The organism is Gilliamella sp. Gris3-2, assembly GCF_001690345.1.
Classification (GTDB): domain Bacteria; phylum Pseudomonadota; class Gammaproteobacteria; order Enterobacterales; family Orbaceae; genus Gilliamella; species Gilliamella bombi.
Map to the genome: position 1 here is coordinate 42,981 of NZ_LZHB01000008.1, position 26,050 is coordinate 69,030.

The window sequence follows — 26,050 nt, forward strand, 5'->3', positions numbered from 1 at the left end:
ATGTAAGGAGAATAATATGGCCTTTACAGAAACAGAACGACAGCAGTTGATGGAGCTTAAATTCGTGGGTACCAAAATTATTGAAAGGCTTGAAGAGATGAAGTTCGCTTCTTTCGATAAATTGCGTAATGCTAGTTTAGATGAAATCCTTAACAAAGGTGCATTATTAATAAGTTCAACTTGTTGGAAAAATAGCCATCAAGCAAAAACGGCAATAAGTAATATTTTGAGTTTAGTCAACAATACGTAATATCCCTTTTTATGAGCAGCAAGTGCATCCAACTTTTCAATTGAACAATGATAGTCAATTTTTTGATTTCGTATCTATTTTTAAGATATTTATACTGAAACGTATAATTACCTGAAACTTTTTTACAAAAATTGTAAAGTTTTGCCGACAATGTCGGCAAAGCAGGAATTAAGCAAAGCCTTTCAAACCAACTACATGCACATGTTCTTGGTTATTGATAACTTTACGTACGAGTTTATAGGTTGTTCCTTTTTCAGGACTGATGTTTTCTGGAGCAGCAATGATTAATTGCATTTCTAATCGTTCACAAAGTTCAAATAGTGTTGCAATTGATTTGGCATCTAGTCGAGCTGCTTCATCTAAGAATAGTAGACGACATGGCAAAATATCTTTATTCCGAAGTCGCTTGGATTCTTCTTCCCAACTTTGAATCACCATAAGTAAAATTGACATACCTGTACCAATTGCTTCACCCGTTGATAATGCACCGCTTTCAGCACGTAACCAACCATCTGCACCTCGATTCACCTCAACATCCATTTCAAGATAATTTCGATAATCTAGCAGTTCTTCACCAATATTTTGAGCAGTTCGTTGTCCCATATCAATATGTGGATTTAAACGTTGATAGAGTTTAGCTAACGCTTCTGAGAAGGTAATACGATTATTACTAAATAGATCTTGATGTTCATTTTGCTCATCGGCAAGTGCAGCTAAAAGAGTTGAATGAGCTTCGCGAACATTGACATTTAAACGCACGCCATTAACTTGACCAAATGCCACTGCTTGTAATCCTTGGTTAAGCATACGAATACGATTTTGTTCGCGCTGTATGGTTTTACGAATAATATTCGATACACTCTTCGAGCTAATTGCCAGTTGCTGTTCACGCGAAGTGAGTTCTTCTGTTAAGCGTGACAATTCAATTTCCATCTGTTCAATGGCTTCAATTGGATCGTCAGTTTTAACAATATCTTGGCGAATTCGTTCACGCAAATGTGCGTAAACAGCGATATAGAATTGGATTTTACGTTCTGGGCGTTTTGGATCTTCTGATAGTCTTAATACATCCCGTAAATGTTCATTGTCATTAACAGCTAAACGTAAGGAACCTAATGCTTTATCTGACATTGAGCGCAATTCATCAGCACTTAAATAAGCAAGTTCACGTCGATGTAAACGCCGTTCCACACTATTTTCTTTAACAAGCCTTAAGACTAAACACCACCCCGCTTTGGCTTGCACTACCTGTTCGCGTAGGTGCTTATAATCTCGCAGTGTTTGAGTTAGTCGTTTTTGTAATTGTGTCATTTCGCTTTCGCACATAATGAGTTGCTTTTCAAGCGATGTACAATGTTGACGATTATTATTTAATTTTTGATGGATTTCATCACGACGTAATCGAGCACGTTCTTCAGTGATCGCATCGGCTTTTACCCCAATTTGTTCAATTTCTTTTTGTAGCTCATGCAACATATCTCGCTTAGTTTCAAATGCACTTTTAAGCGAAGCTAGCGTTTGGTTATATTGATTGTATTTGTCTTGATACTGTTGCATCTGACTGCGCGCTTCAGTTCTTTGAACTTCGACGACTTCTAAGCGAGAACGTAATTTTTCATTTAAATCACTATTTTCATTTAGCATACCAGCCGAGTCTTCATAGCTAAAGTGGGCACGACGTTGCATTACTTCAGTTAAGGCAAAAACTTGTTGGCGGATAGTCTGTTGTTGTGCTTTAACTGTATTGTATTGTTCTCGTAAAGCCTCATTTTGTTCAGGATCACTTTGTAAAACAGCTAAAATTGGTTCAAGTTCTGAAACGGTATTACCATTACGACTAACATATTGCGCAGATTCTTGTGCTTGTGCTACTTGTTCACGTAAATCGTCAACCCTATCGGCCAGATCATCATCAGCCAATAAATGCATTTGCGCAACCAAGCGATTTATGGTTGCTAATTGTTCTTTGCAATTAGTAACTTGTTGCTGATTTTGTTTATCAATACTTTCCTGAGACGATAATTGTCGTTCAATTTCAGTGCGTCTTGTCGTTAATTTTTGCGCTTCAGCTTCAGGATCGATATCAAAAGCAACTCCTAAATGTTGACCAATAAATTGCCCAACATTTTGTTCAATTCGTTGTAATTTTTGTAAATCAAATGAGATAGTTGCATAGCGCTCATGTAATTCATCACGTTCGGCAGATAATTTTTCAAGGTGAATCTCACGAGCTGCACGACCAAATAGTGGTACTTTAGGAAAGCTTGAGAATCGCCATTGACGATCGCCCGTTTTGACAAGTACCGCTTTATTCATCTCCTCACAATCAAAAACACTATCATCAAATGATGAAGGATCACCTTCGATAAAATAGATATCTTCAGGGTAATCTTCATCACTTGCGGTAAGGTTTTCTAATTGCTGTTTAACTAATGATAAATCTGGTACAACAATAGCTTGTCTTGATGGACCATATAATGCAGAAAAGTAAGGTGCATCATCAATTGTTACATCTTCATAAATTTCAGAAAGTAATACACCATTAAATCGTTCTGCTAACGAAGACAAACGTCCATCATCGACACCACTAGGTTGATTTAGTTGCTCAATTTGAACATCTAATTGGTTGCGTCTAAAACTAATTTGGTCTCGCTCAGTAACAAGTATTCGCTCTTTTTCTAGCAGTTTTTGCATATGTTGAGTGACATCTTGACTGTTATTAAACTGTTCGCTAGTTTGTTCTTGTAAAGCGATTAATGCATCTTGTGCTTTCAACCATAATGGAGCTTTTTGACGATAATCAGCTATTTTTGATTGAATTTGTTCAAGCTCTTGCCTAAATTCGATACGTTTTTCGCTAGATTCATTAGCTCGTTCGGCTGTTTCGTCTAATTGCAATTCAAGTTCTTGCTTTAAATCATCTAGTTCATCGTAATTAACTTGGCGTTCAATACGTTTACAAAATTGTGTTAATAACGATTCTGCTTCTTTTTGTTCAAAAAATCGTTGTTCTAGCTCATCTAGTTGTAGCTGTAAATGCTCGGCTTGTTCTGCTTGGTAACATTGTGATGGCCATTGTCTTAATGCTTCTTTAGCTGCCGCAAAAGCGTCACTTCGGGTAACATTGCCGACTAATTTAATCACTAATTGATAAGCACGGTCAAACTGATTAATTGCCGCATCAGATACACTTAATTTTTGCTCAAGTTCAAGAACTTGTTCCGTGATCTCTTTTTGCTTTTCTTCAAACAATTCATAGTGATTTTCAATATTACTAATATCTAATTTTGGTAACTGGCATAATGACTGAGCATTTTTTAACGCCTGTAAGGCCTGTTGGTATTGAATTGCACGTGTTTGTTGAACATCAAGAGCCTGTTGATAATCAGCTAATTGAGTCTTGATTTCGTCAACTTCTTGTTCTGTTTGTTCTACTTGCTCACGATAGGTTTGGTACTGTTCATTCGCTTCAAGTACCACTTCGTTTTGTTCTTCTAACTTTAAGTTTAAATCATCTAAATCTGCTTGATAACGGTCGATTTTTTCCTGTTGACGTAATGCAGTTTGCGCTAAATTGAGGTGATCATTAGCAGCCTGTAAATCGGTTTCCAAATCATTTTGCGCATCTTGATATTCTTTAAGTTCTTTTGCCATTTCAACTTGGCGGTATTGATTGCTTATAAGCAGATCTTGCGTTTTAAACATGTCACGACGCAGGCCAAGTACTGATTCTATATGAACTCGGCGTTCATTATTATGGCGCATATAATCAGCTGCCACATAATTAGTTGACTCAGTAATTAAGTGTTTAAATAAGTCACGATCTGATTGAGTTACTCGAATAGCTTCTAACGTCATCCGATTCTCGCGTAATGCGGCTTCCATATCTTGGAAAGCTTTTCGCACACCACTATTTTCTGGTAATAAATAATCACGTAGGGAACGAGTAATAGCACTTGAGATACCACCATAAAGTGATGCCTCAATCAAACGGTAGTATTTACTTCTATCAGATGGAGAGCGTAAGCGTTTTGGTAAAATACCAAAATCAAACATAACCGAATGATAATCAGTAATTGAGTTAAATTGTTTAAAGATAATGCCTTCCATTGATTCGGCTTTATCTTTTAACTCTGGTAACGATAAAATTCGCGCTTGTTTATCATTTAAACGCTCCGTAACCAACTCTGTTGGGCTTACACTGATAGATAATCCTTGCAATAAAAAAGGCTTGATATCGACTTTTTTGTCTCGCCCTGCTACTTGTTGCAAACGTACACCACAAATAATTCTTTGATTCCGTGAGTTAATTACGTCCAGCATAGAATAACAGACGCCTGGTTTTAATTTACCATGCAAGCCTTTATCTCGTGAGCCTGATGTGGCTCCAGCTTCGGTTGTATTTCTAAAGTGTAATAAAGTTAAGTCAGGTATTAATGCAGTTACAAATGCCGCCATGGTAGTTGATTTACCAGCACCATTACCACCAGATAATGTCGTAACTAATTGGTCAAGCTCAAAAGTTCGTGCAAAAAAACCATTCCAGTTAATTAGCGTTAATGAGTGAAATTTACCGTGTCCAATCATGATTATTCAGTCTCCTCATTAACATCTTCATCTTGTTCTTCATTATTATCATCTAAAATAAGTGCTGATTCGATTTTAATTGCTTCGCCATCTCGAATTAGGCGTAATTGCGCTTCTTGTGCGTCATCACTACTTCGTACATCCGCACCAAAACGGAAAATTGATTCGTTAATGCGAAAACGGCTACTGTCATTACCAACAATAAAAAAAATCATACCTAGTCGACGCAGGCGATTTAGCGCTGTTTTCACTTTATCAAATAGTTTTTGGCGATCTAAATCTGAACCTGTTGAACGTTGGTTTACTAATCTGAGTAACTTACTTTCATCTGCTAATGAAACCAGTTCATCAAACAATTCTTGTAAGGTAAAAATCCCCTCATGCGCTAATCTCTCGGGACTTAAATACAAATAACAAAGTACTTTGCCAACAAGCATATCAAGCTCCGATAATACTGAACGAGGAATCAATGTTGTTGAGCGAGGACGAAGATAGAAAAATCCTTCAGGCGCACGGATTAGCTCAACATTATAACGTTGATAAAATTGTTCAAGCTCAAGTTGAAAATCCATTAGAAAAGCATGATGATCAAGCTCATCAATACCAATATGACGGCCAGAGCGTAGTAAACTATCCAGTTCTGGAAAGATCGGATTAGCAATTGCTTGGGCCAACTTAACGGGCATATATTTATCGATAGAAGCCTGAGAACTAGCGACTATGCGCCCCATAACTTCATCTAGATGATGTGCAGTTTGTTGTGTTTCGAAATCGTTAGTATCTGTTGATGACATGTGCTTGTACCTTAGCTCCATAATCGTTAATAGGTTTCCATTCGGCAGGAATTCCAAGCCAATCATCTTCAGCAATACCGAGACGAATGGCTTGATCAATAAATAATCTTGCTATATCAAAATGTTGTTCGCGCGGGAACTGAGCCAAATAGCTATGAATGGTAGCGCCCATATCAAGTGGTTTATTTTCTTGCTTAAATACCATTAAATTTTGTTCAATATGAGCAATAATATGTTCTTGAATCTCTTCAATCATTTCAAATTCAAGTTCCGACGGTAATTCCCCAGTTACTTCAGCATCATGTAAAGCCAATTCTTCATCACGCATATCTAGTAAGCGATCGGCATTAGCAAAAGTGAGTGACCAAGGCAAATCAAAGTATCCTTGAATCGATTTTCGTAAGCGTTGTGAAAACACACGATTTTTATCTAGATCAATAGCAGTACGAATAAATTTATGAACATGGCGATCATAACCGATCCAAAGGTCAATCGCTTTTTGCCCCCAACCAATAATGCGATCTAGTTTACCTTGCAGATCCATAACTACATTGTTGATTTTATCGAGTTCTGGATTATCAAGCGTCGCATCTTGTATTAAAAGTAAACTGGCTTGTAATTTATCACCTGCAGCAGCCAAAGTATCTTGTAACTCCCGCAATGTTTGTGATGTTTCAGTCAGCAACCCTTCACAACTGCTAATTGCTGCTTGCCAATCTTGACTTAATAGGGCAGAAATATTTTGTTTAACATCAGCTTGTTGTTCATCCATCACTCGTTGTGTGATATCGATACTATCAAAAATTTCAGCGACTGAATATTTTAATGGAGCAAAGACATTTCGATGCCAATGTAAATCATCACCACCTTCGATGGCTGCATCTGCAGCTCGTTTTAACTCTTGCGCAACAATAGATAACTGAATGGATAAACGCAGCGTTGAGAATTCACGTTGGCGAATATAATAATCAGAAATACCTATACCTAACGGAGTTAAACGATAAATCGAGAAACCGTCTGTCATTTCACTTGCAAAACGTGTGATTAAGCGTTGGCGTACCAAATCATTGATAGCATTATTGGCTCGCAATGTAATAGTGTCTTCACTCTGCTCGAAAATTTGTGAAACATGCCTAAAAGCATCAATTAATTCAGATTCCGTCATTTCACCGTCAAAACGTTCGCTATTTAATACGGCAATAGCTAATAAAAAAGCTAACCTTTCCACAGGCAAAGCGATCGAAAAATCATTCTTTTTTGCCCAAGAGACCAGTTCTGGCACTGATTGGGAAAAATCAATCATAAAAAATCCTTAATTCAAGGAGAACAAAATCGAATCATGCCTTAAAGTTTACACTTCAAGGTAGACACAAAAATAACGCCAATTATATAACAATATAGAGTAAATTTGTAATGGAATTCGATGAAAGCATTAAAACTGTTTTATTTAAATTATAGCTATTTCGATATAGCCTTATAATATTAATTAATAAATATTACTCAAATAATTTAAAAATCTTATTTCTTGAATAAAAAATAGATTCACTACTCGCACAGAACCCTATTTATGCTAAAATCAACTTACATACAATAAACTAACATAAGGACGTAACGAAATGCATATCGGTATACCTAAAGAACGGTTAGCCAATGAAGCTAGAGTTGCAGCGACTCCTTTAACTGTTGGACAACTGTTAAAACTGGGTTTTACAGTTTCCGTAGAACAAGGCGCTGGCCATGCTGCTCATTATGAAGACCAAGCTTTTATTGATGCTGGGGCTACAATTCAAAATGCACAAGACATTTGGCAAAATGATTTAATTTTGAAGTTTCATGCGCCAAGCGACGATGAAATTTCTTTAATGAAAGAGGGTTCAACCCTTATTAGTTATATTTATCCAGCTCAACATAAAGAACTATTAGAAAAGTTAGCCGCCAAAAATATTACTGTAATGGCTATGGATTGTGTACCACGTATTTCACGTGCACAATCTCTAGATGCATTAAGCTCAATGTCTAATATTGCTGGTTATCGTTCAGTTATTGAAGCAGCAAACCAATTTGGTCGATTCTTTACAGGGCAAGTTACTGCTGCTGGTAAAGTACCTCCAGCTAAAATATTAGTTATTGGAGCAGGTGTTGCAGGCCTAGCAGCAATTGGTGCTGCAGTAAGTTTGGGTGCAATTGTTCGTGCTTTTGATACTCGCCCTGAAGTTGCCGAACAAATTAACAGCATGGGCGCTGACTTTTTAGAGTTAGATTTTGAAGAAGAAGCAGGTTCTGGTGACGGTTATGCTAAACAGATGTCAGCGGCCTTTATTGAAGCTGAAATGGCACTGTTTGCAGAACAAGCTAAAGATGTTGATATCATCATAACAACTGCACTAATTCCAGGTAAACCAGCTCCAAAACTCATTTCGAAAGAAATGGTTGAATCAATGAAACCGGGTAGTGTTATAGTTGATTTGGCTGCATTAACTGGTGGTAACTGTGAATTAACTAAACCAGGTGAAATTTTCGAAACAGATAACAATGTTAAAATTGTTGGTTATACTGATTTAGCTAATCGTATGCCAGCACAAGCATCACAGCTTTATGGTACTAACATTGTTAACCTATTAAAACTGCTTGCTAAAGAAAAAGACGGTAATATTGATATCAATTTTGAAGATGTTGTAATTCGTGGTGTAACTGTGGTTAAAGATAAAGAAATCACTTGGCCAGCACCACCGATTCAAGTATCTGCTCAACCTCAGAAAAAAGCAGCAGAGCCAATTGTTAAACCAGAACCAAAGCCAATGGATCCTCGCAAAAAATATGGTATTTTAGCTTTAGTTCTCATTGCTTTCTTCTGGCTTGCAAACTCCGTTCCTGAAAGCTTTTTAGGGCATTTTACTGTATTTGCATTATCTTGCGTTGTTGGTTACTACGTTGTATGGAATGTTACACATTCTTTGCATACACCTCTAATGTCGGTAACTAATGCAATTTCTGGAATTATATTAGTCGGAGCAATTTTGCAAATCAGTGATGATAATGGCTTAACTACGGCAATTGCTTTTGTTGCTATTTTAATTGCTAGTATCAATATTTTTGGTGGATTCTTTGTTACCCAAAGAATGCTAAAAATGTTCCAACGTGGCAAGTAAAGGAGAGCATAAATTATGTTAAGTAATGGAATTATTCAAGCGGCATATGTAATTGCTGCGTTGCTTTTTATATTCAGTTTACGCGGTCTATCTAACCAAGAATCTGCCAAATCAGGTAATATTTACGGTATGATTGGTATGGCTATCGCTCTTATTGCTGCAGTTGCAAGTATTAAAGGCGGATTACACTGGATAGTTATTGCAATGATTATTGGTGCTGCAATTGGTTTATATTTGGCTAAAAAAGTTGAAATGACTCAAATGCCAGAACTTGTTGCACTACTTCATAGCTTTGTTGGAATGGCTGCTGTTCTAGTTGGTTTAAACAGTTATTTAGATCCACACATTCAAAATTTTCAAGGTGGAGAGTTAACTGTGCATTTAGTAGAGATTTTTGTTGGTGTCTTTATCGGCGCAGTAACCTTCTCTGGCTCTGTTGTCGCATTTGGTAAATTAAATGGACGCATTAGCTCAAAACCATTATCAATTCCAAATAAACATTATTGGAATCTAGCAGCAATTGTTGTTTCTACCATTTTAATGTTTACTTTTGTTGAAGTAAAAAGTGGCGCTGGTGCAACAATTAGTTTGTTGATCATGGCAATTATTGCATTCGTGTTTGGTTTCCATCTTGTTGCTTCAATTGGTGGTGCTGACATGCCTGTTGTTATTTCAATGCTAAATTCTTATTCAGGTTGGGCAGCAGCAGCAGCAGGCTTTATGTTAGGCAATGATCTATTAATTGTAACAGGCGCATTAGTTGGTTCATCAGGCGCAATTCTTTCATATATTATGTGTAAAGCGATGAACCGCTCATTTATTAGTGTTATTGCTGGCGGTTTCGGTAGCGATGGTAGCACAGCTAGTTCATCAGATGAAGAACAAGGTGAATACCGTGAAATGCAACCAGCCGAAGTTGCGCAAACATTAAAAGAAGCCCGCTCAGTTATTATTGTTCCTGGATATGGTATGGCAGTTGCTCAAGCTCAAGGTGCAGTAAGTAATATTACTGAAAGACTACGTGGTATGGGTATAAAAGTTCGTTTTGGTATTCACCCAGTAGCAGGACGTTTACCTGGGCATATGAATGTATTATTAGCCGAAGCAAAAGTCCCTTATGATATTGTATTAGAAATGGATGAAATCAACGATGACTTCCCTGATACTGATGTGGTTTGGGTAATTGGAGCTAACGATACAGTCAACCCAGCGGCAGAAGAAGATCCAAATAGCCCAATAGCAGGCATGCCTGTTCTTGAAGTTTGGAAAGCAAAAACGGTTGTTATTTCTAAACGCTCAATGAATACTGGTTATGCAGGTGTACAAAACCCACTATTCTTTAAAGAAAATAGCTATATGCTATTTGGTGATGCTAAAGACAGTGTTGAAAAAGTACTACAAAACCTTTAAGTATCACTAAATATTACTGCGGCTTTTGCCGCAGTATATTTCTAAAATAGGCACTTAATTTAAATTCACCTTAGCTAAAAAATCGATTATTTGATCCGTTATTTCACGGTGTATCTCTGTCCTTGTGCGATTCCCACCATCTTTACAAATGATTGCTTCTCCTTTAGCCTCTTGCTCTAAAATATCTATAGCATCTGATTTACAAATTTGCATGAAACTAAAATGCGTTGCATCAGGGATAACAATATAAGTTGATAATGATTTTGAAAGAAACTGTTGTAAATAACCAGATTCTAGCTCTACATTCATATCACCAACATCAATACCAGCGCCAATGATTAAAGAAGGAAAAGCAATATTTTTCAAACTATCTGCAGTAAATCCTCTAACTAATCCAGCATCTAAAGAAATAAATGACTTTATTCTCTGATCTGACATGTTTTTATTTAATTGTGGGTTATCCAGTCCAAGTTCATTTACTAACTGGCAAGCTTTTAAATGTGAATGTATAGTGCAATCTTGTTTAAAAAGATCTGTATCAAACCTTGCTCCAGCAAGTGCAGCTACTGTCCAACCGCCAAGGGAATGTCCAATAGATGAAATTTTATTCATATCAATATAGTTTGCCAAAAACTCATCTATTTGTAACGCATCAATAGTTTTACTTAGATCTTGAGGACGTAACCACAATTTAGTAGATTGAGTAATATCTTTATTAAAATAAGTAGTTCCCGGATGATTTGGTGCAGCAACAATATATCCCCTATCTGCCAGTTCATAAGCAAGCCAATTTAAACTTTGCCAACTTCCTCCATAACCATGCGAAATAACAATCAAAGGATGTTTACGATAATTTGAAATAGATGCTGCATTAGGAATGACTTTAGAACCGTAAAAAACGGCATTATCGCCAATAGCTACTGCTCTTTGTTGAGCATCTGTCGGATACCATATTGCAATATTTAAAGGTCTACTGTCTTCTTTGCTATAATAGATTTCCTTAAATCCCACATTTGAATAAGCATAGTTGAAAAAGGGAAAGGACAAAATAAGCGAATAAAGCAAAAAGTATAGTTTAGTCATGAAATTAATTTCTATTTAACAATGTTTCTCTTTTTTTTAATGCTACAGTATGAATAACAAAAACACAATAAATAGTAATAGTAAAAATCAGTAATTAGTAGATATTCTTATTGAAAATAATTAATTGCTAAACAGCATAAAATTTTAATATTACGACCAAATTAGAATTTTGAGATTGGATTTGGGGTAGTATAACGATTAATGACTATCTTTTTTGATTTGTTCTTTATGATATAAATAATAAGCTCCACGAGACACCATTCTTAGTTGAAAAATAAGATCTTCAATTAATTTTTGTCTTTGTACTGTGTCAAAATCAATTGCTTCAGCTCCCGCATTAAAAGCAATAGTGACCATCGCTTCTGCTTGAGCTTCATTATAATGGTGAGGCATTTGGTTAGCATTATCAAGATAATCCACAAGTTCGACAATAAAGTGTTGAATTTCACGGGCAATAGCAGATCGAAAAGCGGCTGACGTCCCCGCTTTTTCACGAAGAAGTAATAAAAAGACCTTCGGATTCTTATCAATAAATTCAATGAATGTGGTCACCGATGTCCGTAATACACTACCACCTTTTTCAATACGCTTACGTGCTTGTCGCAATAATTGACGAAGAGTTAAACCGCTTTCATCAACCATGGCTAAACCCAACTCATCCATATCACGAAAATGACGATAAAATGAAGTAGCAGCGATTCCAGCTTCACGCGCTACTTCTCGCAAACTTAAACTTGTAAAACCTTGCTCAGCATTAAGTTGATTAAATGCTGTTTCAATTAAAGTACGGCGAGTTCTTTCTTTTTGTTGAGCTCGAACACCACCGGTCTTGATATTTTTCATTTGATAGCTCAGTTATAATATTTTTGATTTACTACCTACCCCTAAATTGATTTGATTAATAATCGTTCTTTCTCAGCAAATACTTTAGGCATATGCTCCCGGATTGTTTTAGCTATTGTTTCATAACGGGAACGTAATGGTGAACCAGGACGATAAATAAGAGCAATGCTGCGTACAGGTACAGGATCAGTACAAGGAATATAGCAAATATTATCACGAATTCGCTCGTTAGGTATAGCAAGTTCAGGAAATAAAGTAATACCGCGACCAGCAGAAATCATACTCCTAAGCGTTTCAAGACTAGTAGCTTTAAATTGTTTATCTTCATCAACTCCAACTTGAAAACAGTATCCCATTGCATGATCTCGTAAACAGTGACCATCTTCTAACATTAAGAATTTTTTACCTTTTAAGCTAGAAAGTTTAACTGTATTTTTGCTAGCTAATTCATCAGTAGCAGGAACAGTTAAAAACATGGGTTCATCAAATAAAGGTAGTTCAATAAATTGTGATGTTTCTTTGACTTGTGCAATGATTGCGCAATCAAGCTTGCCGCTTTCGAGTTGAGCAACAATATTGGCGGTTTGTGCTTCGTGCAAGTAAAGTTCCAACTGAGGAAAAAAGTCATGTAAAACTGTAATGACATGAGGTAAAAGATAAGGTGCTATAGTAGGGATCAGGCCTACATGCATTGGTCCAGACATTTCTTCGCCTTGACGGCTAGCCATTTCTTTTAAAATTTGGATATTACGCAAAATCTCTTTGGCTTGTTCAACTAGCATCATACCAGTTTGAGTAAATAGTACTTTGCGACTTGTGCGCTCTAATAACATTACGCCTAATTCATCTTCTAATTTTCTAATTTGACCACTGAGAGTTGGTTGACTCACATTGCAAGCATCAGCAGCTTTACGGAAATGGCGAAATTCAGCTAACGAAACAAAATATTCCAAATCACGAATGTTCATAATGTCCCCAATAAGTTATCAGTTAATGGTATATACTCAAATAACTTCTATTATGTAATAGTTATAACAAATAACATCAAAAGCGCTTTATAATTTATCAAATTATAAAGCGTTATTAATTATATTTTGTGATACAAATAAGTAAAAAGAAGTTCTGAGTACAGTTTTATTCCATCTTAATTAGCTAATTAAATACACTAATCAGAGTAAAACAAAGTTTATTTTTTTATTAGATGTTGTTAATATTACTATACGAGACACTATTGTTGATAATTATGTTTAAAAAATCAAATAGAATATTTAAGTCATCTAAAAAAATACAATTTTATTGAACGAAAAAATACCAATTCCAAGAAAAATGGAAACTTATTAGCAATTACTATATAATTGCGCGCTATATTATTATGAAGCAAAAAAACTTTTTGAGGTGCACCATTTTTAAACAAGTTTCACGCTTTTATCGAAAGTTTTTTCACAATGAAGACGAACAAAAAGCTAGCTATGTGTCCATTCCTCGTAATGAACATAATATATCTCGTAAAGAGATTAGTGAAAACGCATTAAAAGTCCTTTATCGATTAAATAAACAAGGGTACGAAGCTTATCTAGTCGGGGGATGTATCAGAGATCTTATCTTAGGTAAAACACCAAAGGATTTTGATATCACAACGAATGCTACGCCAGAACAAATTCAGAAAATTTTCCGTAACTGTCGCTTAATAGGAAGACGATTTCGTCTTGCTCATATTATATTTGGGAAAGAAATTATTGAAGTTGCAACATTCCGCGGTGAGCACGATTCTCAAAAAGGACAAACCAATATATCTAAACGTTCGCAGTCAGGTATGCTATTACGTGATAATGTCTACGGAACCATTGAGCAAGATGCTATCCGTCGGGATTTCACTATGAATGCACTTTACTATAATGTAAATGATTTTACTTTACGTGATTATTGCGGAGGATTAGAAGATTTACAAAAAGGCATTATTCGATTAATTGGTGATCCGCAAACACGTTATCGAGAAGATCCTGTTAGAATGCTAAGGACAGTCCGTTTTGCCGCAAAACTGAATATGAAAATTGAACTAGCTACTGCTAAGCCAATTAAACAGCTTGCATCATTATTAAGAAATGTACCTTCAGCACGACTTTTTGATGAGTCCATTAAATTATTACAAACTGGGAATGGTTACAAAACTTATAAGTTACTAAGAGAGTATGGCCTTTTTGAACAACTATTTCCTGTTATTGAGCATCTATTTGCTAACAATCCAAACAGTTATTTAGAGAAAATCATCGAACAAGTTTTAAAAAATACTGATTATCGCATTGCCAACAATAAGCGAATTAATCCAGCATTTTTGTTTGCAGCCTTTTTCTGGTATCCAATAATTGAACAAACACAAGCAACGTGTATCGAAAGTGGTTTGCCATTTCATGATTCGTTTTCGATGGCAATTAACGAAGTACTAAGTGAACAATGTAAAAGTATTGCTATACCTAGACGCTTAACGAGCATCATGGGTGATATTTGGCGTTTACAGCTACGAATGAAGAAACGGAATGGTAAACGAGCGTTTGCCATTTTAGAACATCCTAAGTTTAGAGCTGCTTATGACCTTTTAGAAATGCGAGCCTCAATCGAAAAAGGAGAGCTCTTGCAGTTAGCTAGGTGGTGGGATGAGTTTCAAAATACTACAGCCGAAAAAAGAATAGCAATGGTAAAACAGCTTAATAAAATAAATAAACGCATAGGGAAACGTTAATTTTTAATTCGCACTTTTATAAATAACCGCTATAATGCTGCAATTAAAATAATCAAAAATAGCTTTAGAATCATTGATGAAAAATTTAACGCCTTCTCTTATTGCTATAGCCGTTACTCTTTTTTTGTATAATAGCTCTAGTTATGCTTTAGATTTACCTAAAACCGTTGTAAGCAATAATCCTCAATGCCTTATAGACGTTCCTAAGTTTGATCGCCCTTTAGTTAATGGAGATATAGATACTTTACCCGTAAATGCTGAAGCTAATCAACTTGAAGCAATCTACCCTAATATTGCTATATATAAAGGTGAAGTATTAATAGAACAAGGCAACCGAACGGTTCAAGCAGACAAAGTAACAATTGATACTCAAGATAGTAATAATAGAATAGTAACATTAGAAGGTGATATTACTTATCAAGATAATTTAATAAAAATGAAAGGCGATAAAGCATCAATGAATCTAAATAACAATGATGCAGATATGATCCCAAGTGAGTATCATCTTGTCAATAGGCTTGGTCGCGGTAATGCAGATAAAATGCAACTTGAAAAAAATCGTTATGTTATTTTAAAAAAAGGTAGTTTTACATCTTGTCCTATTAATGACAGCACATGGGATATTAAAGGAACGACCGTTATTCATGACAACGAGGAGCAATTTCTAGAGGTCTGGAACGCTGTATTTAGTATTGGTAAAGTGCCTGTTCTATACTCGCCTTATTTACAATTACCAACTGGTAATAAACGCCGTTCAGGATTATTAATGCCTAATTTCGGCTATGACAGTATCGATGGCATTGATTTTTCAATACCTGTTTATTGGAATATTGCACCAAATTATGATGCAACCTTTACCCCAAGAGTATTAGAAAAACGAGGTCTACAATTGCAAACAGAATTTCGTTATTTAAACGAAATAGGTTTAGGTACACTTGCATTTGACTGGCTTCAACACGATACTAAATATAATGAAGATAGAGACAATCGTTTTAATGGTAACAATTATGACGACAATCGTCACCGTTGGTTATTTCATTGGAAAAATGATGAATTAATTAACTATAATTGGCGCTTTTATGCAGATACAACTCGAGTTAGTGACAATCAGTATCTTACAAACTTAAGTTCTAAATACGCCTCCCAAACTGCAGGATATTTAACGCAGTATTATAAAATTGCTTATAATGATGAAAATTGGGATATTATGTTAGGCTATCGACACTTTCAACCATTCCATTCAGAATTAAAAAATTCGCTTTATCAAACTCAACCACAATTGGATATGAATTATTATAATAATGATTTGGGGCCATTCAAATTTAGAGTATTCTCTCAAGTATCTCGCTTCTTGACGTCTGGAAAAAGTAAACCTAAGGCATGGCGAGCACATTTTGAACCAACGCTTAATTATACTTTATCCAATTCTTGGTCATTATTAACCACTGAAACTGGGATTATGGCAACTCATTATAATCAAGATAATATCAATAAAAATATTGAACAATATAAATATTTAGATAAAAAGGTAAATCGCTTTTTGCCTAAGTTTAGCATTGATGGTAAAGTCATCTTCGAGCGTGATGTTCCATTTATTAATGGCTATACGCAAACCTTAGAGCCTAGAGTAAAATATATCTATATTCCCTATCGAAACCAATCTAATATTAGCGACTATGATTCCACTATATTACAGTCAGATTATATTGGTCTATTTAGAGATCAACCATATAGTGGTTTAGATAGGATTGCTTCAACCAATAAAATATCAACTGGTGTAACAACTCGATTTTATGATAATAACAAGGTTGAAAAATTTAACTTATCTATTGGGCAAATTACTTATTTCACCAAATCAAAAACGAGTGAACACAATAATGATTTAGATGAAAACTCCGATACAGGCAGTATTACTTGGGCATCGGATAACTTTTGGCGTATAAGTAATGATATAATCTTTAGAAGTGGCGTTCAGTATGATACTCGAATTGATACAATATCATTAGCCAATGCAATATTTGAATACCGGCCAACTGGCGATAAGTTAATCCAATTATCATACCGATATGCAAACCGTAACTATATTGATACTGTCGATAAGAATCCATTTTATAGAGGCTATAGACAAGATATTTCACAGGCAGGAATGATGACCGCTTGGCCATTATCGCAAACATTCAATGCTGTTGGTTCATATTATTATGACGTTAAATTAGAACAAACTACAGATGGTTCTATCGGATTGAATTATAGTGATTGTTGTTGGGGAACAACAGTACAATATGGTAGAAAATTGACGGACTGGGATAATACTTCTCGCAAAAGTAAATATGAAAATAAACTATCGATTAACTTCGAATTAAAAGGATTGGGTAGCAACCGAGATACCAAAGCTAAAATGCTTAATTTCGGTAAACTACCGTATAATACAGCATTTGAATAAAATATTTTTGTAACTATAAGATTACCAATAAATTTATTACTAGCTGTCTATGCTGAAAAACAAAATGAGTTAAGTGAATATGAAATTATTAAAACTATTAATAGCATTAAATCTAAGCATAACTTTAGGAATTATAACTCCGTTATCTGCTAATGCAGCTCCGAAAGTTGTAGAACAAGTTGCTGCGGTTGTTAATAACAATGTCATTTTAGAAAGTGATGTTAATGATATGTTAAAAACGATTAAAGCTAGCTCAGATCCTAAAAATCTACCTAATGATAAAATACTTAGACAACAAATTATTGAACGTTTAATTATTGAAAATTTAATTTTACAAAAAGCAGCTAAAGCTAAAATTACAGTTAGTGATGACGAGGTAACTGATGCTATTAATAGAATTGCAGCAGAAAATGGTATGAGCATCGACCAACTTAGAAGTAGACTTTCGATGATGAGAATAAGTTATGGTGCCTATCGTGAAAGAATTCACAATGATATGCTAATAGATAAGACTCGAATGCATGAAGTTAGATCAAGAGTCAGAATTTCAGAAAAAGAAATAGAAAATTTAGCAAAAAATATTGCTCGTCAACCAACCAATAATATTGATGTAAAAATAAGCCATATTTTGATTTCTGTTCCAGAAAAAGCATCAAAACAACAAATTGATAATGCAACAAATAAAGCACGAGATATCATTAATCGAGCTCAAAAAGGGGAAAGTTTTGCTAAATTAGCCACTTCATATTCAAACGATGATTTTGCATTAAAAGGTGGTAGTATGGGGTGGCGTAAACTTAATGAATTACCTACTATCTTTGAAGAGCGATTAGTACGAGCTACAAAAGGTAGTATTATTGGACCTATACGTTCTGGGGTTGGTCTACATATTCTAAAAGTTGATGATACTCGTTCAGAAGCACCAAGAACCTTCACAATTGAAGAGGTAAATGCGCGCCATATACTGATTAAAACAAATGTATTATTCACCGACCAAATTGCAAAACAAAAGCTAAGTGATATCCGTAAATCAATTACTAGTGGAGCCACAACTTTTGAAGCAGCAGCTAAAGCTAACTCTGAAGATACAGGCTCGGCAAGTAAAGGGGGCAACTTAGGTTGGAATCGTCCTGAAATTTATGATAATAGCTTTAGGACTGCTCTGATTCAGTTAAAAAAAGGAGAAATTAGCCAACCAATAAAATCAGCCTACGGTTGGCACTTAATCCAATTAATTGATAAAAGAAAAGCTGATGGAACAAATGCAATGAATAAAGATCAAGCTTATCGACTCATTTTTAATCGTAAATTTTCTGAAGAAGCCCAAGTATGGATTCAAGAAATAAAAGGCGACGCTTATATTAACATTACAGGTGAAGATAAACATGAATAACCGTGTTCACCAAGGGCATTTTGCCCGTAAAAGATTCGGACAAAATTTTTTACATGATGATTACATTATCGAAAGCATTGTTTCAGCTATACAACCTAAAAAAGATCAAGCACTAGTCGAAATCGGTCCTGGGCTTGCGGCATTAACAATACCTATCAGTAAACATATTGATCATTTGACAGCTATAGAGATAGATAGAGATCTAGCTAATAGATTAATTGAAAATCCATTTTTAAATAATAAATTAACGGTTATTGAACAAGATGCCCTGACCTTTGACTTTAATCAGTTAGCCGATCAATTAGGTAAACCATTAAGAGTATTTGGTAACTTACCTTATAATATCTCGACACCGTTAATGTTTCATTTATTTGAACATACAAATATCATCACTGACATGCATTTTATGCTACAAAAAGAAGTGGTAACTCGATTAGTTGCATCGCCTAACAGTAAACATTATGGTAGATTGAGCGTTATGGCTCAATATTATTGTCAGATTATTCCTGTTCTTGAAGTACCACCAACATCATTTAAACCTGCTCCAAAAGTTGACTCTGCTGTTGTTAAATTAATACCTTATAAAGAAAAGCCTTATCTTGTTAATGATATAAAAATACTTTCTCGCGTAACTACAGAGGCATTTAACCAACGACGTAAAACTATCCGTAACAGTTTAAGTAACTTGTTTACTGTTGAACAATTAACTGAATTAAATATTGATCCTAATTTACGTGCCGAAAACTTAACAGTACAGCAATACTGTCAACTTGCAAATTCATGGAGTTAACAGGAATGGCAAACTTACTTATTGGTGATATTCATGGTTGTTATGATGAGTTTATGCGTTTACTTGAAAAAGCAAAATTCTCATCATCGGATATTTTATGGTTAACAGGAGATCTAGTTGCTAGAGGTCCAAAATCATTAGAAGTTCTAAGATTTGTTAAACATAATACTAACCAAATTCGATTGGTATTAGGTAATCATGACCTACATTTATTATCAATTTATGCCAATGTTACCCCTTCTAAAAAGAAGGATAATCTTGATGAAATTATTCGTGCACCAGATTTTGGTGAATTAATGGAATGGCTACGTAGACAGCCATTGGTCCAAATTGACGAATCATTAAAGTTAATTATGACCCACGCTGGTATTTCACCACAATGGGATATCGAAACACTAAAAAAATGTGCTCATGATCTGAATGTTATGTTATCTAGTGATTCCTATATCCTATTCCTTGATAAAATGTATGGCAACTTTCCGGATGAATGGTTTCCTGAACTACAAGGATTAGATAGATTGCGTTATATTGCTAATGCATTAACTCGTATGCGTTTTTGTTATGAAGATGGTCGATTAGATTTTTATTACAAAAAATCACCTGAGCAAGCACCTTCGAAACTTAAACCTTGGTTTTTATTACCAAGCAAAATTCCAAACGAGTATGCAGTTGCCTTTGGCCACTGGGCTGCATTAAATGGAAAAGGTACACCAGATAATGTTTATGCACTCGATACAGGATGTTGTTGGGGGGGGAAATTAACGTGCTTACGATTTGAAGATAAAAAATACTTTAAAAAGAAAAATATTGAAGTAAAAAATTAGATAAACTATCTATGAAAGGATCATTTATTATGTCTGCTTTATCTGTCATTAAATCAATATGGAAAGTGATTAACTTAATAAGAGAAATATTTCTTAATCTAATATTTCTAATTATTATTATTTTAATCTTTAGTGTCATCGCATTAGTCCAAGAAACACAAAAAAAAGAAATTATTCCACAATATGGAGCATTGGTGTTGGATATTGAAGGAGTAATTGTTGACAATACATTATACGGTGATGAAATTTATGCTTTACAAAGCAAAATCTACGGTAAGAAAGTAAACACTTCTCGTGAAAATAGTTTATTTGAATTAACTCAAAAAATAGCTCAAGCCACAGCAGATCCAAAGATTACAAGTATGGTTCTTAAATTAGATCATTTTGTCGGTGCTGATGTGAGTTCGCTACAGTATATTGGTAAATATTTAACCAAATTTAGTAAGGCGAATAAACCAATTTATGCTTATGGTTCTAACTTCAATCAAAGCCAATATTATTTAGCCAGCTATGCTGATAAAATATATTTAACACCACTTGGCTCAGTTAATGTATATGGTCTAGCGGCCAACAATCTATACTATAAAACTTTGCTTGATAATTTAAAAATTAACACACATGTTTTTAGAGTAGGAACTTATAAGTCAGCCATCGAACCATTTATTCGTGATGACATGTCAGAAGAAGCAAAAAGCAATACGACACGTTGGTTAACACTTATGTGGAACAATTATCTTCAAGACATTTCAACACAACGGAAAAAGGCCGATACCCAATTGGTTCCAACTCCAGAGGCTATGTTGACCAATTTAAAAGAGGCTAATGGTAATATGGCTCAATATGCTATGTCTAATGGATTGGTCGATGAAATTGCATCTAATTACCAATTTGAATCTGAGCTTAATAAGCAGCATCAAATCAGCATTTATGATTATCAACTTAAGTCAAAAGATACAAATTTAGATAGCGATAACGGAAGCAATAAACCACTAATTGCGGTTGTATTTGTAAATGGCACTATTACCGATGGTGAAAATAGTAGTAATATCGCTGGTAGTCGAGACATTGTTGAACAATTGAGAAATATCCGTATAAATTTAAATAAACATAACACACAAGCAATAGTATTGCGAGTAAATAGCCCAGGAGGGAGTGTGGATGCGTCAGAAGCAATTCGTAGTGAATTAGAAGCATTACGTGATTACCAAATTCCTGTTGTTATCTCTATGGGAGGAATGGCTGCATCGGGTGGATACTGGATATCAACAGCATCAGATTACATAGTTGCAAACCCAAATACAATTACCGGTTCTATTGGTATCTTCGGTATTATTCCAACATTCGAAAAATCTTTATCTCATATTGGTGTTTATAGCGATGGTTTAACTACCTCTCCATTAGCAAGTAATAACTTTGCGCAAGATCTACCAACCGAAATGAACCAACTAATTCAATTAAATATTGATAATGGCTATCAAACATTTATTTCGTTAGTAGCAAAAGCACGAAATATGACAACCGAACAAGTCGATAAAATTGGACAAGGACAAGTTTGGTTAGGTTCAGAAGCAAGTAAGATTGGACTTGTTGATAAATTAGGTGACTTTGATGATGCAATTGAAACAGCTGCAACATTAGCTAATTTAACTGATTATGAAATTGACTGGCAAAAGCCAAAAGGAAATTGGTTTAATGCATTTTACTCAGATATGATAGCCATGTTACCTAAATCAACGGCAGAAATATTTTTTGAACAACTTCCTGCAGCAAAACAACTTCAACAGCATGTTTCTTTATGGAATAAGTTTAATGATCCACAAAATCGCTATATTTATTGCTTAAATTGTGCTGATGTTCGTTAATATACTTTTGCTTATTATCTGCCACTGTTGTGGCAGATAATAATTTCTTTCTCACTCTAATTTATAATTTGAGGAAAAACGTGAGTTGTTTTACTGCACGATTAAAATAATCTTCTAAACTACTTATAGGCAGTTGCTTAAAATCTGGTTTTATCTCTTTCAAATTATTAAATATTTGCTTATTATATGGTATCTTGATTAAAGGATATATACGTTTTTTTCCTTCTAATTCATTTGAAGACAAGTTGGTTTAGTATATTTTTGATTGATAAGATGACTATTATAAAATCTAACAAATGAAATACTGTGAATTTTCAATTAATCATAAAACAGTATAAAATCCTGAATATTTTTTACAAAATATAACCCCAAAAGTGAATAGTTATGTAAATACCTTATAGTTAGTTTACAACTTAGGTTAAAATTTGTTGCTTGTTTTAGCGTTTTATATCCAGTAAGACTATTGTCAAATAGCCACAAAAAGCGCAAATAATTCCTACAATTAAATATATATCTTATTTATCTCCCTTGTATTTCACTAGCTGGTAGAAGTTTAGTTGTTATTGATAAAATTGAATAAAATCAATACTCTACCTGAATGATTTTTGCTGTTCATCTTATTGCTTCATTAACATTAAAAAAATATTTAAAATTTAATAATGAAGGTATTAATTGTAAAATTGAAAAAAGTATTAATAATTCAAACTAAAATAATCAGTAAAAATAGCGTACAATAGCGCAATATTAAACACAAGCTTATTATAAATAGATTAGGAATTTAGTATGACCGGCAAATTTATTGTCGTCGAAGGGCTTGAAGGGGCAGGTAAGACCACCGCTATTGATATCGTTGCTCGTATTTTAAATCGACACAATATTGGCGATTTGCAGTTTACTCGAGAGCCAGGTGGAACAGCGATTGCTGAGGCATTACGCAATATTATTAAAAATGGTTTAGATAATGAGCTTTTGACTGATAAAGCCGAATTATTGATGTTATATGCCGCACGTATTCAGCTGATCGATAATGTAATTAAACCAGCACTTCATGCAGGTAGATGGGTTATTGGTGATCGTCATGACTTATCAACGCAAGCTTATCAAGGAGGTGGGCGCCAGTTAGATAAAGTTTTTATGATGACATTGAAAGAACAAGTGTTAGGTGATTTTAAACCTGATCTTACTTTATATTTGGATATTGATCCTCAAATAGGATTAATGCGAGCAAGATCTCGAGGTAAACTCGATCGCATCGAGCAACAGTCATTGCCGTTTTTTGAACGAACTCGTCAAAGTTATTTAGAACTTGCTAAACAAGATAAAACCATCATTACAGTTGATGCAGGAAAATCAATCGACAATGTGAATGGGCAAATTGAACAAATTTTAACTGCATGGTTAACTAAACAGGTTGATATTGAATGATCTTAAATGACTATCCTTGGCTTTCTTTGCCGTATCAGCAATTAGCTTCTGGAATTATGCACAAACGGGCTCATCATGCTTTATTAATTAATTATGTCCAAGGTAGTGGTGAAGATGAGTTTGTTTCAAAGATTGCAAGCCGTTTATTATGCCAATCTTCACAGCAATTGGAGCCGTGCTTAAACTGCCATAGTTGCCAATTATTTTTGTCTCACCATCACCCTGATTATTATGTAATAACCAATGAACAATCTAAACAGTCAATAGGTATTGATCAAATCCGTAAAATATCAAACAAAGTTTACGAAAAATCTCAGCAAGGTGGAAATAAAGTTATTTGGATAAAAAACGCAGCTTTAATGACCGAAGCTGCCGCCAATGCATTGTTAAAAACGTTAGAAGAACCACCAGAAAACACATATTTTATTTTAAGTGATGAACATAACAGCAAATTGCTTCCAACAATTCACAGTCGCTGTTTTTCTTATTTTTTACCTATTCCTAAATTGGAACAATCCATTGAATGGTTAAAAAGTCAACGCAATCAGCAATACAGCGATAATGAGCTTGCTTCAGCATTATTATTGAGCGAAAATGCACCTCTAAAAGCACTTGCACTATTGGTACCTGAAAAGTGGCAACAACGAAAAGCATTTTGTGATCATTTGTTAGAAGTTGTACCACAAAACAATTATTGGCAACTAGCTAAAACCTTTGATCATGAAGAATTTATTGAAAGAGTTATTTGGTTTTGTGCTTTATTAAGTGATGCGCTTAAAGCGAAGCAAAAAGTGGGGCGTTTTATTGTTAATCGTGATCAAGTCCCATTGGTTCGACTGCTCGCAACTAAAAGCAATGAAAAAATTTCTGAGCTCTATAATTTATGGTTGCAGGCAAGAAATCAGTTATTAACTGTTACTGGATTGAATAAAGAATTGATTGTTTATAATGTACTTGCTCAATCCGAATTGATTAGCTAGCAAAAAGTAAAGTATTTTATAAAGGGTTTAGTCAAAAATTTTCAGTAAAGTATACTGTTAAGTAATAAGGATTGCAGTGAGTTATTTATCTATAGAGTTTGGTTTACTCTTTATCGCTTTCTTTGCCTTGTATTGGGGATGTCACTTATCACCCAAAATACAAAATATTCTACTTTTAGTAGCAAGTTATCTTATTGTTGGCAGTTATAGCTGGCAATTTTCGCTTATCCTTTTTATTTATACATGTGCAATCTATTTGTTCTCAGTACTGATTGCTACATCTGAGCGTCACTCAAAACGATGGTTAATTTTAGGATTATGCTTATCAATAATTAATCTGGCGTTGTTTAAATATTTTGATTTTTTTCGTTATGAGTTGCAGGATCTACTTAATTTATTAAATTTACCAGTTTTACTACCTGTTATAACCGTACTAATTCCAATAGGCATCTCATTTTATACTTTCCATTCGGTAAGTTATTTAGTCTCGGTAAAAAAGAAAGAGTTACCCGTCGCTAACTTTTGGGATTTTGCCTTATTTTTGTCTTTTTTTCCAAGTATTATTGCAGGTCCTATTAACCGAGCTAAAGAATTTTTACCTCAAATTAGCATCAGTCAGCCTCGTAAAATTTTAGAGCCATTTCGTGCATTTACGTTGCTTATCTTGGCCGTAATCAAGGTTTACTGTTTAGGTGGTTTAATCAATGAATATTGGGTTAAACCAATATTTGCTAACCCGTTAGAATTTAGTGTAATTGATTTACTAGTAGGTCTTTATTCTTATGCAATGCAAATTTATTTAAATTTTTCAGGGTATACTGATTTAGTTACAGGTATTGCCTTATTGCTAGGATTTCGTTTACCAATTAACTTTAATTTCCCTTATTTAGCATTAAATTTGAGAGATTTTTGGGCACGTTGGCATATTAGCTTATCTCGTTGGATTCGCGATTATATTTATATTCCTTTAGGAGGAAGTCGTCGAGGTTTTATTCGGACTCAAATCAATGTCATGTTGGCAATGTTACTATCTGGATTATGGCATGGCGCTGGCATTAATTTTATTATTTGGGGGGCATGTCACGGCATTGGTATTGTGGCACTCAACATTGGCGATCGTTATTTTGGGCAAGATTGGATAGCTACACGTTCACCATGGATAGCACGGTTATTAACATGGCATTATGTCTGTTTCACATGGTTATTTTTTAATAGTGACAGTTTACCTGATTCAGTAGATTATATGACAGCATTAATGCATAACTTCTTGATAGAACCACATCATGCAGGGGCATTTTTAGTGATTTGTTTCATTTACTTTGCCTACCCGATGTGTAAAACTTTTACTGATTGGTTTATTATGCAGTTAACCAAAATACCGCATTTATATTTACCATTGATTTTTATTTTAATTCTGTGGTTGGTTATTTATATTGCACCATCAGGTATGCCAAACTTTATTTACGCTAATTTTTAATTA

General features: G+C 34.6%; 18 protein-coding genes. 12 read left to right on the forward strand and 6 right to left on the reverse strand.

What is annotated here, in order from left to right:
• The first annotated feature begins 16 nt into the window (after window positions 1–16).
• Window positions 17–250, forward strand: coding sequence for a hypothetical protein (locus A9G32_RS01690; RefSeq protein ID WP_065590311.1), 234 nt, complete (start codon window positions 17–19; stop codon window positions 248–250).
• Between the two features lie 168 nt (window positions 251–418).
• Here A9G32_RS01690 and mukB read toward each other — a convergent pair whose 3' ends face one another.
• The 3 genes from mukB to mukF are packed head-to-tail and all read right to left on the reverse strand — an operon-like array spanning window position 419 to window position 6,934.
• Window positions 419–4,837 (reverse strand): chromosome partition protein MukB, encoded by a 4,419-nt coding sequence (gene mukB / locus A9G32_RS01695; protein ID WP_065590312.1) that lies wholly within the window; start codon window positions 4,835–4,837, stop codon window positions 419–421.
• Window positions 4,838–4,839: 2 nt separating this feature from the next.
• Window positions 4,840–5,568 carry a chromosome partition protein MukE gene (gene mukE, locus A9G32_RS01700; RefSeq protein ID WP_080702356.1) on the reverse strand — a complete coding sequence of 243 codons (729 nt, stop codon included), beginning with the start codon at window positions 5,566–5,568 and terminating at the stop codon, window positions 4,840–4,842.
• A gap of 43 nt (window positions 5,569–5,611) precedes the next feature.
• Window positions 5,612–6,934 carry a chromosome partition protein MukF gene (mukF, locus tag A9G32_RS01705; RefSeq protein WP_065590313.1) on the reverse strand — a complete coding sequence of 441 codons (1,323 nt, stop codon included), beginning with the start codon at window positions 6,932–6,934 and terminating at the stop codon, window positions 5,612–5,614.
• Window positions 6,935–7,247: 313 nt separating this feature from the next.
• Between mukF and pntA the strand changes: the two genes are divergently transcribed.
• Both pntA and pntB read left to right on the forward strand, forming a co-directional pair.
• Entirely contained in the window at window positions 7,248–8,780 is a 1,533-nt protein-coding gene (pntA, locus tag A9G32_RS01710) for a Re/Si-specific NAD(P)(+) transhydrogenase subunit alpha (RefSeq protein WP_065590314.1), read from the forward strand.
• Between the two features lie 15 nt (window positions 8,781–8,795).
• Window positions 8,796–10,190, forward strand: a complete 1,395-nt coding sequence (gene pntB / locus A9G32_RS01715; protein WP_065590315.1) for a Re/Si-specific NAD(P)(+) transhydrogenase subunit beta — start codon at window positions 8,796–8,798, stop codon at window positions 10,188–10,190.
• Between the two features lie 54 nt (window positions 10,191–10,244).
• Here pntB and A9G32_RS01720 read toward each other — a convergent pair whose 3' ends face one another.
• From A9G32_RS01720 to oxyR, 3 genes are all read right to left on the reverse strand, one after another.
• Window positions 10,245–11,273 (reverse strand): alpha/beta hydrolase family protein, encoded by a 1,029-nt coding sequence (locus tag A9G32_RS01720; protein WP_065590316.1) that lies wholly within the window; start codon window positions 11,271–11,273, stop codon window positions 10,245–10,247.
• A 198-nt stretch (window positions 11,274–11,471) separates the two neighbouring features.
• A complete protein-coding gene (gene fabR, locus A9G32_RS01725) occupies window positions 11,472–12,116 on the reverse strand; it encodes an HTH-type transcriptional repressor FabR (protein ID WP_034913785.1) in 645 nt (214 codons plus the stop codon).
• Window positions 12,117–12,157: 41 nt separating this feature from the next.
• Window positions 12,158–13,084 (reverse strand): DNA-binding transcriptional regulator OxyR, encoded by a 927-nt coding sequence (gene oxyR / locus A9G32_RS01730; RefSeq protein ID WP_065590317.1) that lies wholly within the window; start codon window positions 13,082–13,084, stop codon window positions 12,158–12,160.
• A gap of 404 nt (window positions 13,085–13,488) precedes the next feature.
• Between oxyR and pcnB the strand changes: the two genes are divergently transcribed.
• The 9 genes from pcnB to A9G32_RS01775 all read left to right on the forward strand — a co-directional run bounded on the left by pcnB (window position 13,489) and on the right by A9G32_RS01775 (window position 26,047).
• Entirely contained in the window at window positions 13,489–14,853 is a 1,365-nt protein-coding gene (gene pcnB, locus A9G32_RS01735; RefSeq protein ID WP_065590318.1) for a polynucleotide adenylyltransferase PcnB, read from the forward strand.
• Between the two features lie 76 nt (window positions 14,854–14,929).
• On the forward strand, window positions 14,930–17,296 hold the full coding sequence (gene lptD / locus A9G32_RS01740) for an LPS assembly protein LptD (protein WP_065590319.1): 2,367 nt from the start codon (window positions 14,930–14,932) through the stop codon (window positions 17,294–17,296).
• Window positions 17,297–17,375: 79 nt separating this feature from the next.
• The gene (gene surA / locus A9G32_RS01745; protein WP_065590320.1) at window positions 17,376–18,689 is read left to right on the forward strand and encodes a peptidylprolyl isomerase SurA; all 1,314 of its coding nucleotides are present in this window, start codon (window positions 17,376–17,378) and stop codon (window positions 18,687–18,689) included.
• Window positions 18,682–19,479 carry a 16S rRNA (adenine(1518)-N(6)/adenine(1519)-N(6))-dimethyltransferase RsmA gene (gene rsmA / locus A9G32_RS01750; protein WP_065590321.1) on the forward strand — a complete coding sequence of 266 codons (798 nt, stop codon included), beginning with the start codon at window positions 18,682–18,684 and terminating at the stop codon, window positions 19,477–19,479. The genes surA and rsmA overlap by 8 nt, the downstream gene beginning before the upstream one ends.
• Before the next feature lie 5 nt (window positions 19,480–19,484).
• Window positions 19,485–20,303 carry a bis(5'-nucleosyl)-tetraphosphatase (symmetrical) ApaH gene (apaH, locus tag A9G32_RS01755; protein ID WP_065590370.1) on the forward strand — a complete coding sequence of 273 codons (819 nt, stop codon included), beginning with the start codon at window positions 19,485–19,487 and terminating at the stop codon, window positions 20,301–20,303.
• Between the two features lie 29 nt (window positions 20,304–20,332).
• Window positions 20,333–22,165 (forward strand): signal peptide peptidase SppA, encoded by a 1,833-nt coding sequence (gene sppA, locus A9G32_RS01760; RefSeq protein ID WP_141672742.1) that lies wholly within the window; start codon window positions 20,333–20,335, stop codon window positions 22,163–22,165.
• Between the two features lie 783 nt (window positions 22,166–22,948).
• Window positions 22,949–23,590: a dTMP kinase gene (gene tmk, locus A9G32_RS01765; RefSeq protein ID WP_034910296.1), complete on the forward strand. Its 642-nt coding sequence runs from the start codon at window positions 22,949–22,951 to the stop codon at window positions 23,588–23,590.
• The gene (gene holB, locus A9G32_RS01770) at window positions 23,587–24,570 is read left to right on the forward strand and encodes a DNA polymerase III subunit delta' (RefSeq protein WP_065590323.1); all 984 of its coding nucleotides are present in this window, start codon (window positions 23,587–23,589) and stop codon (window positions 24,568–24,570) included. The genes tmk and holB overlap by 4 nt, the downstream gene beginning before the upstream one ends.
• Window positions 24,571–24,646: 76 nt before the next feature.
• Window positions 24,647–26,047 carry an MBOAT family O-acyltransferase gene (locus A9G32_RS01775; RefSeq protein ID WP_065590324.1) on the forward strand — a complete coding sequence of 467 codons (1,401 nt, stop codon included), beginning with the start codon at window positions 24,647–24,649 and terminating at the stop codon, window positions 26,045–26,047.
• The last annotated feature ends 3 nt before the right edge of the window (window positions 26,048–26,050 follow it).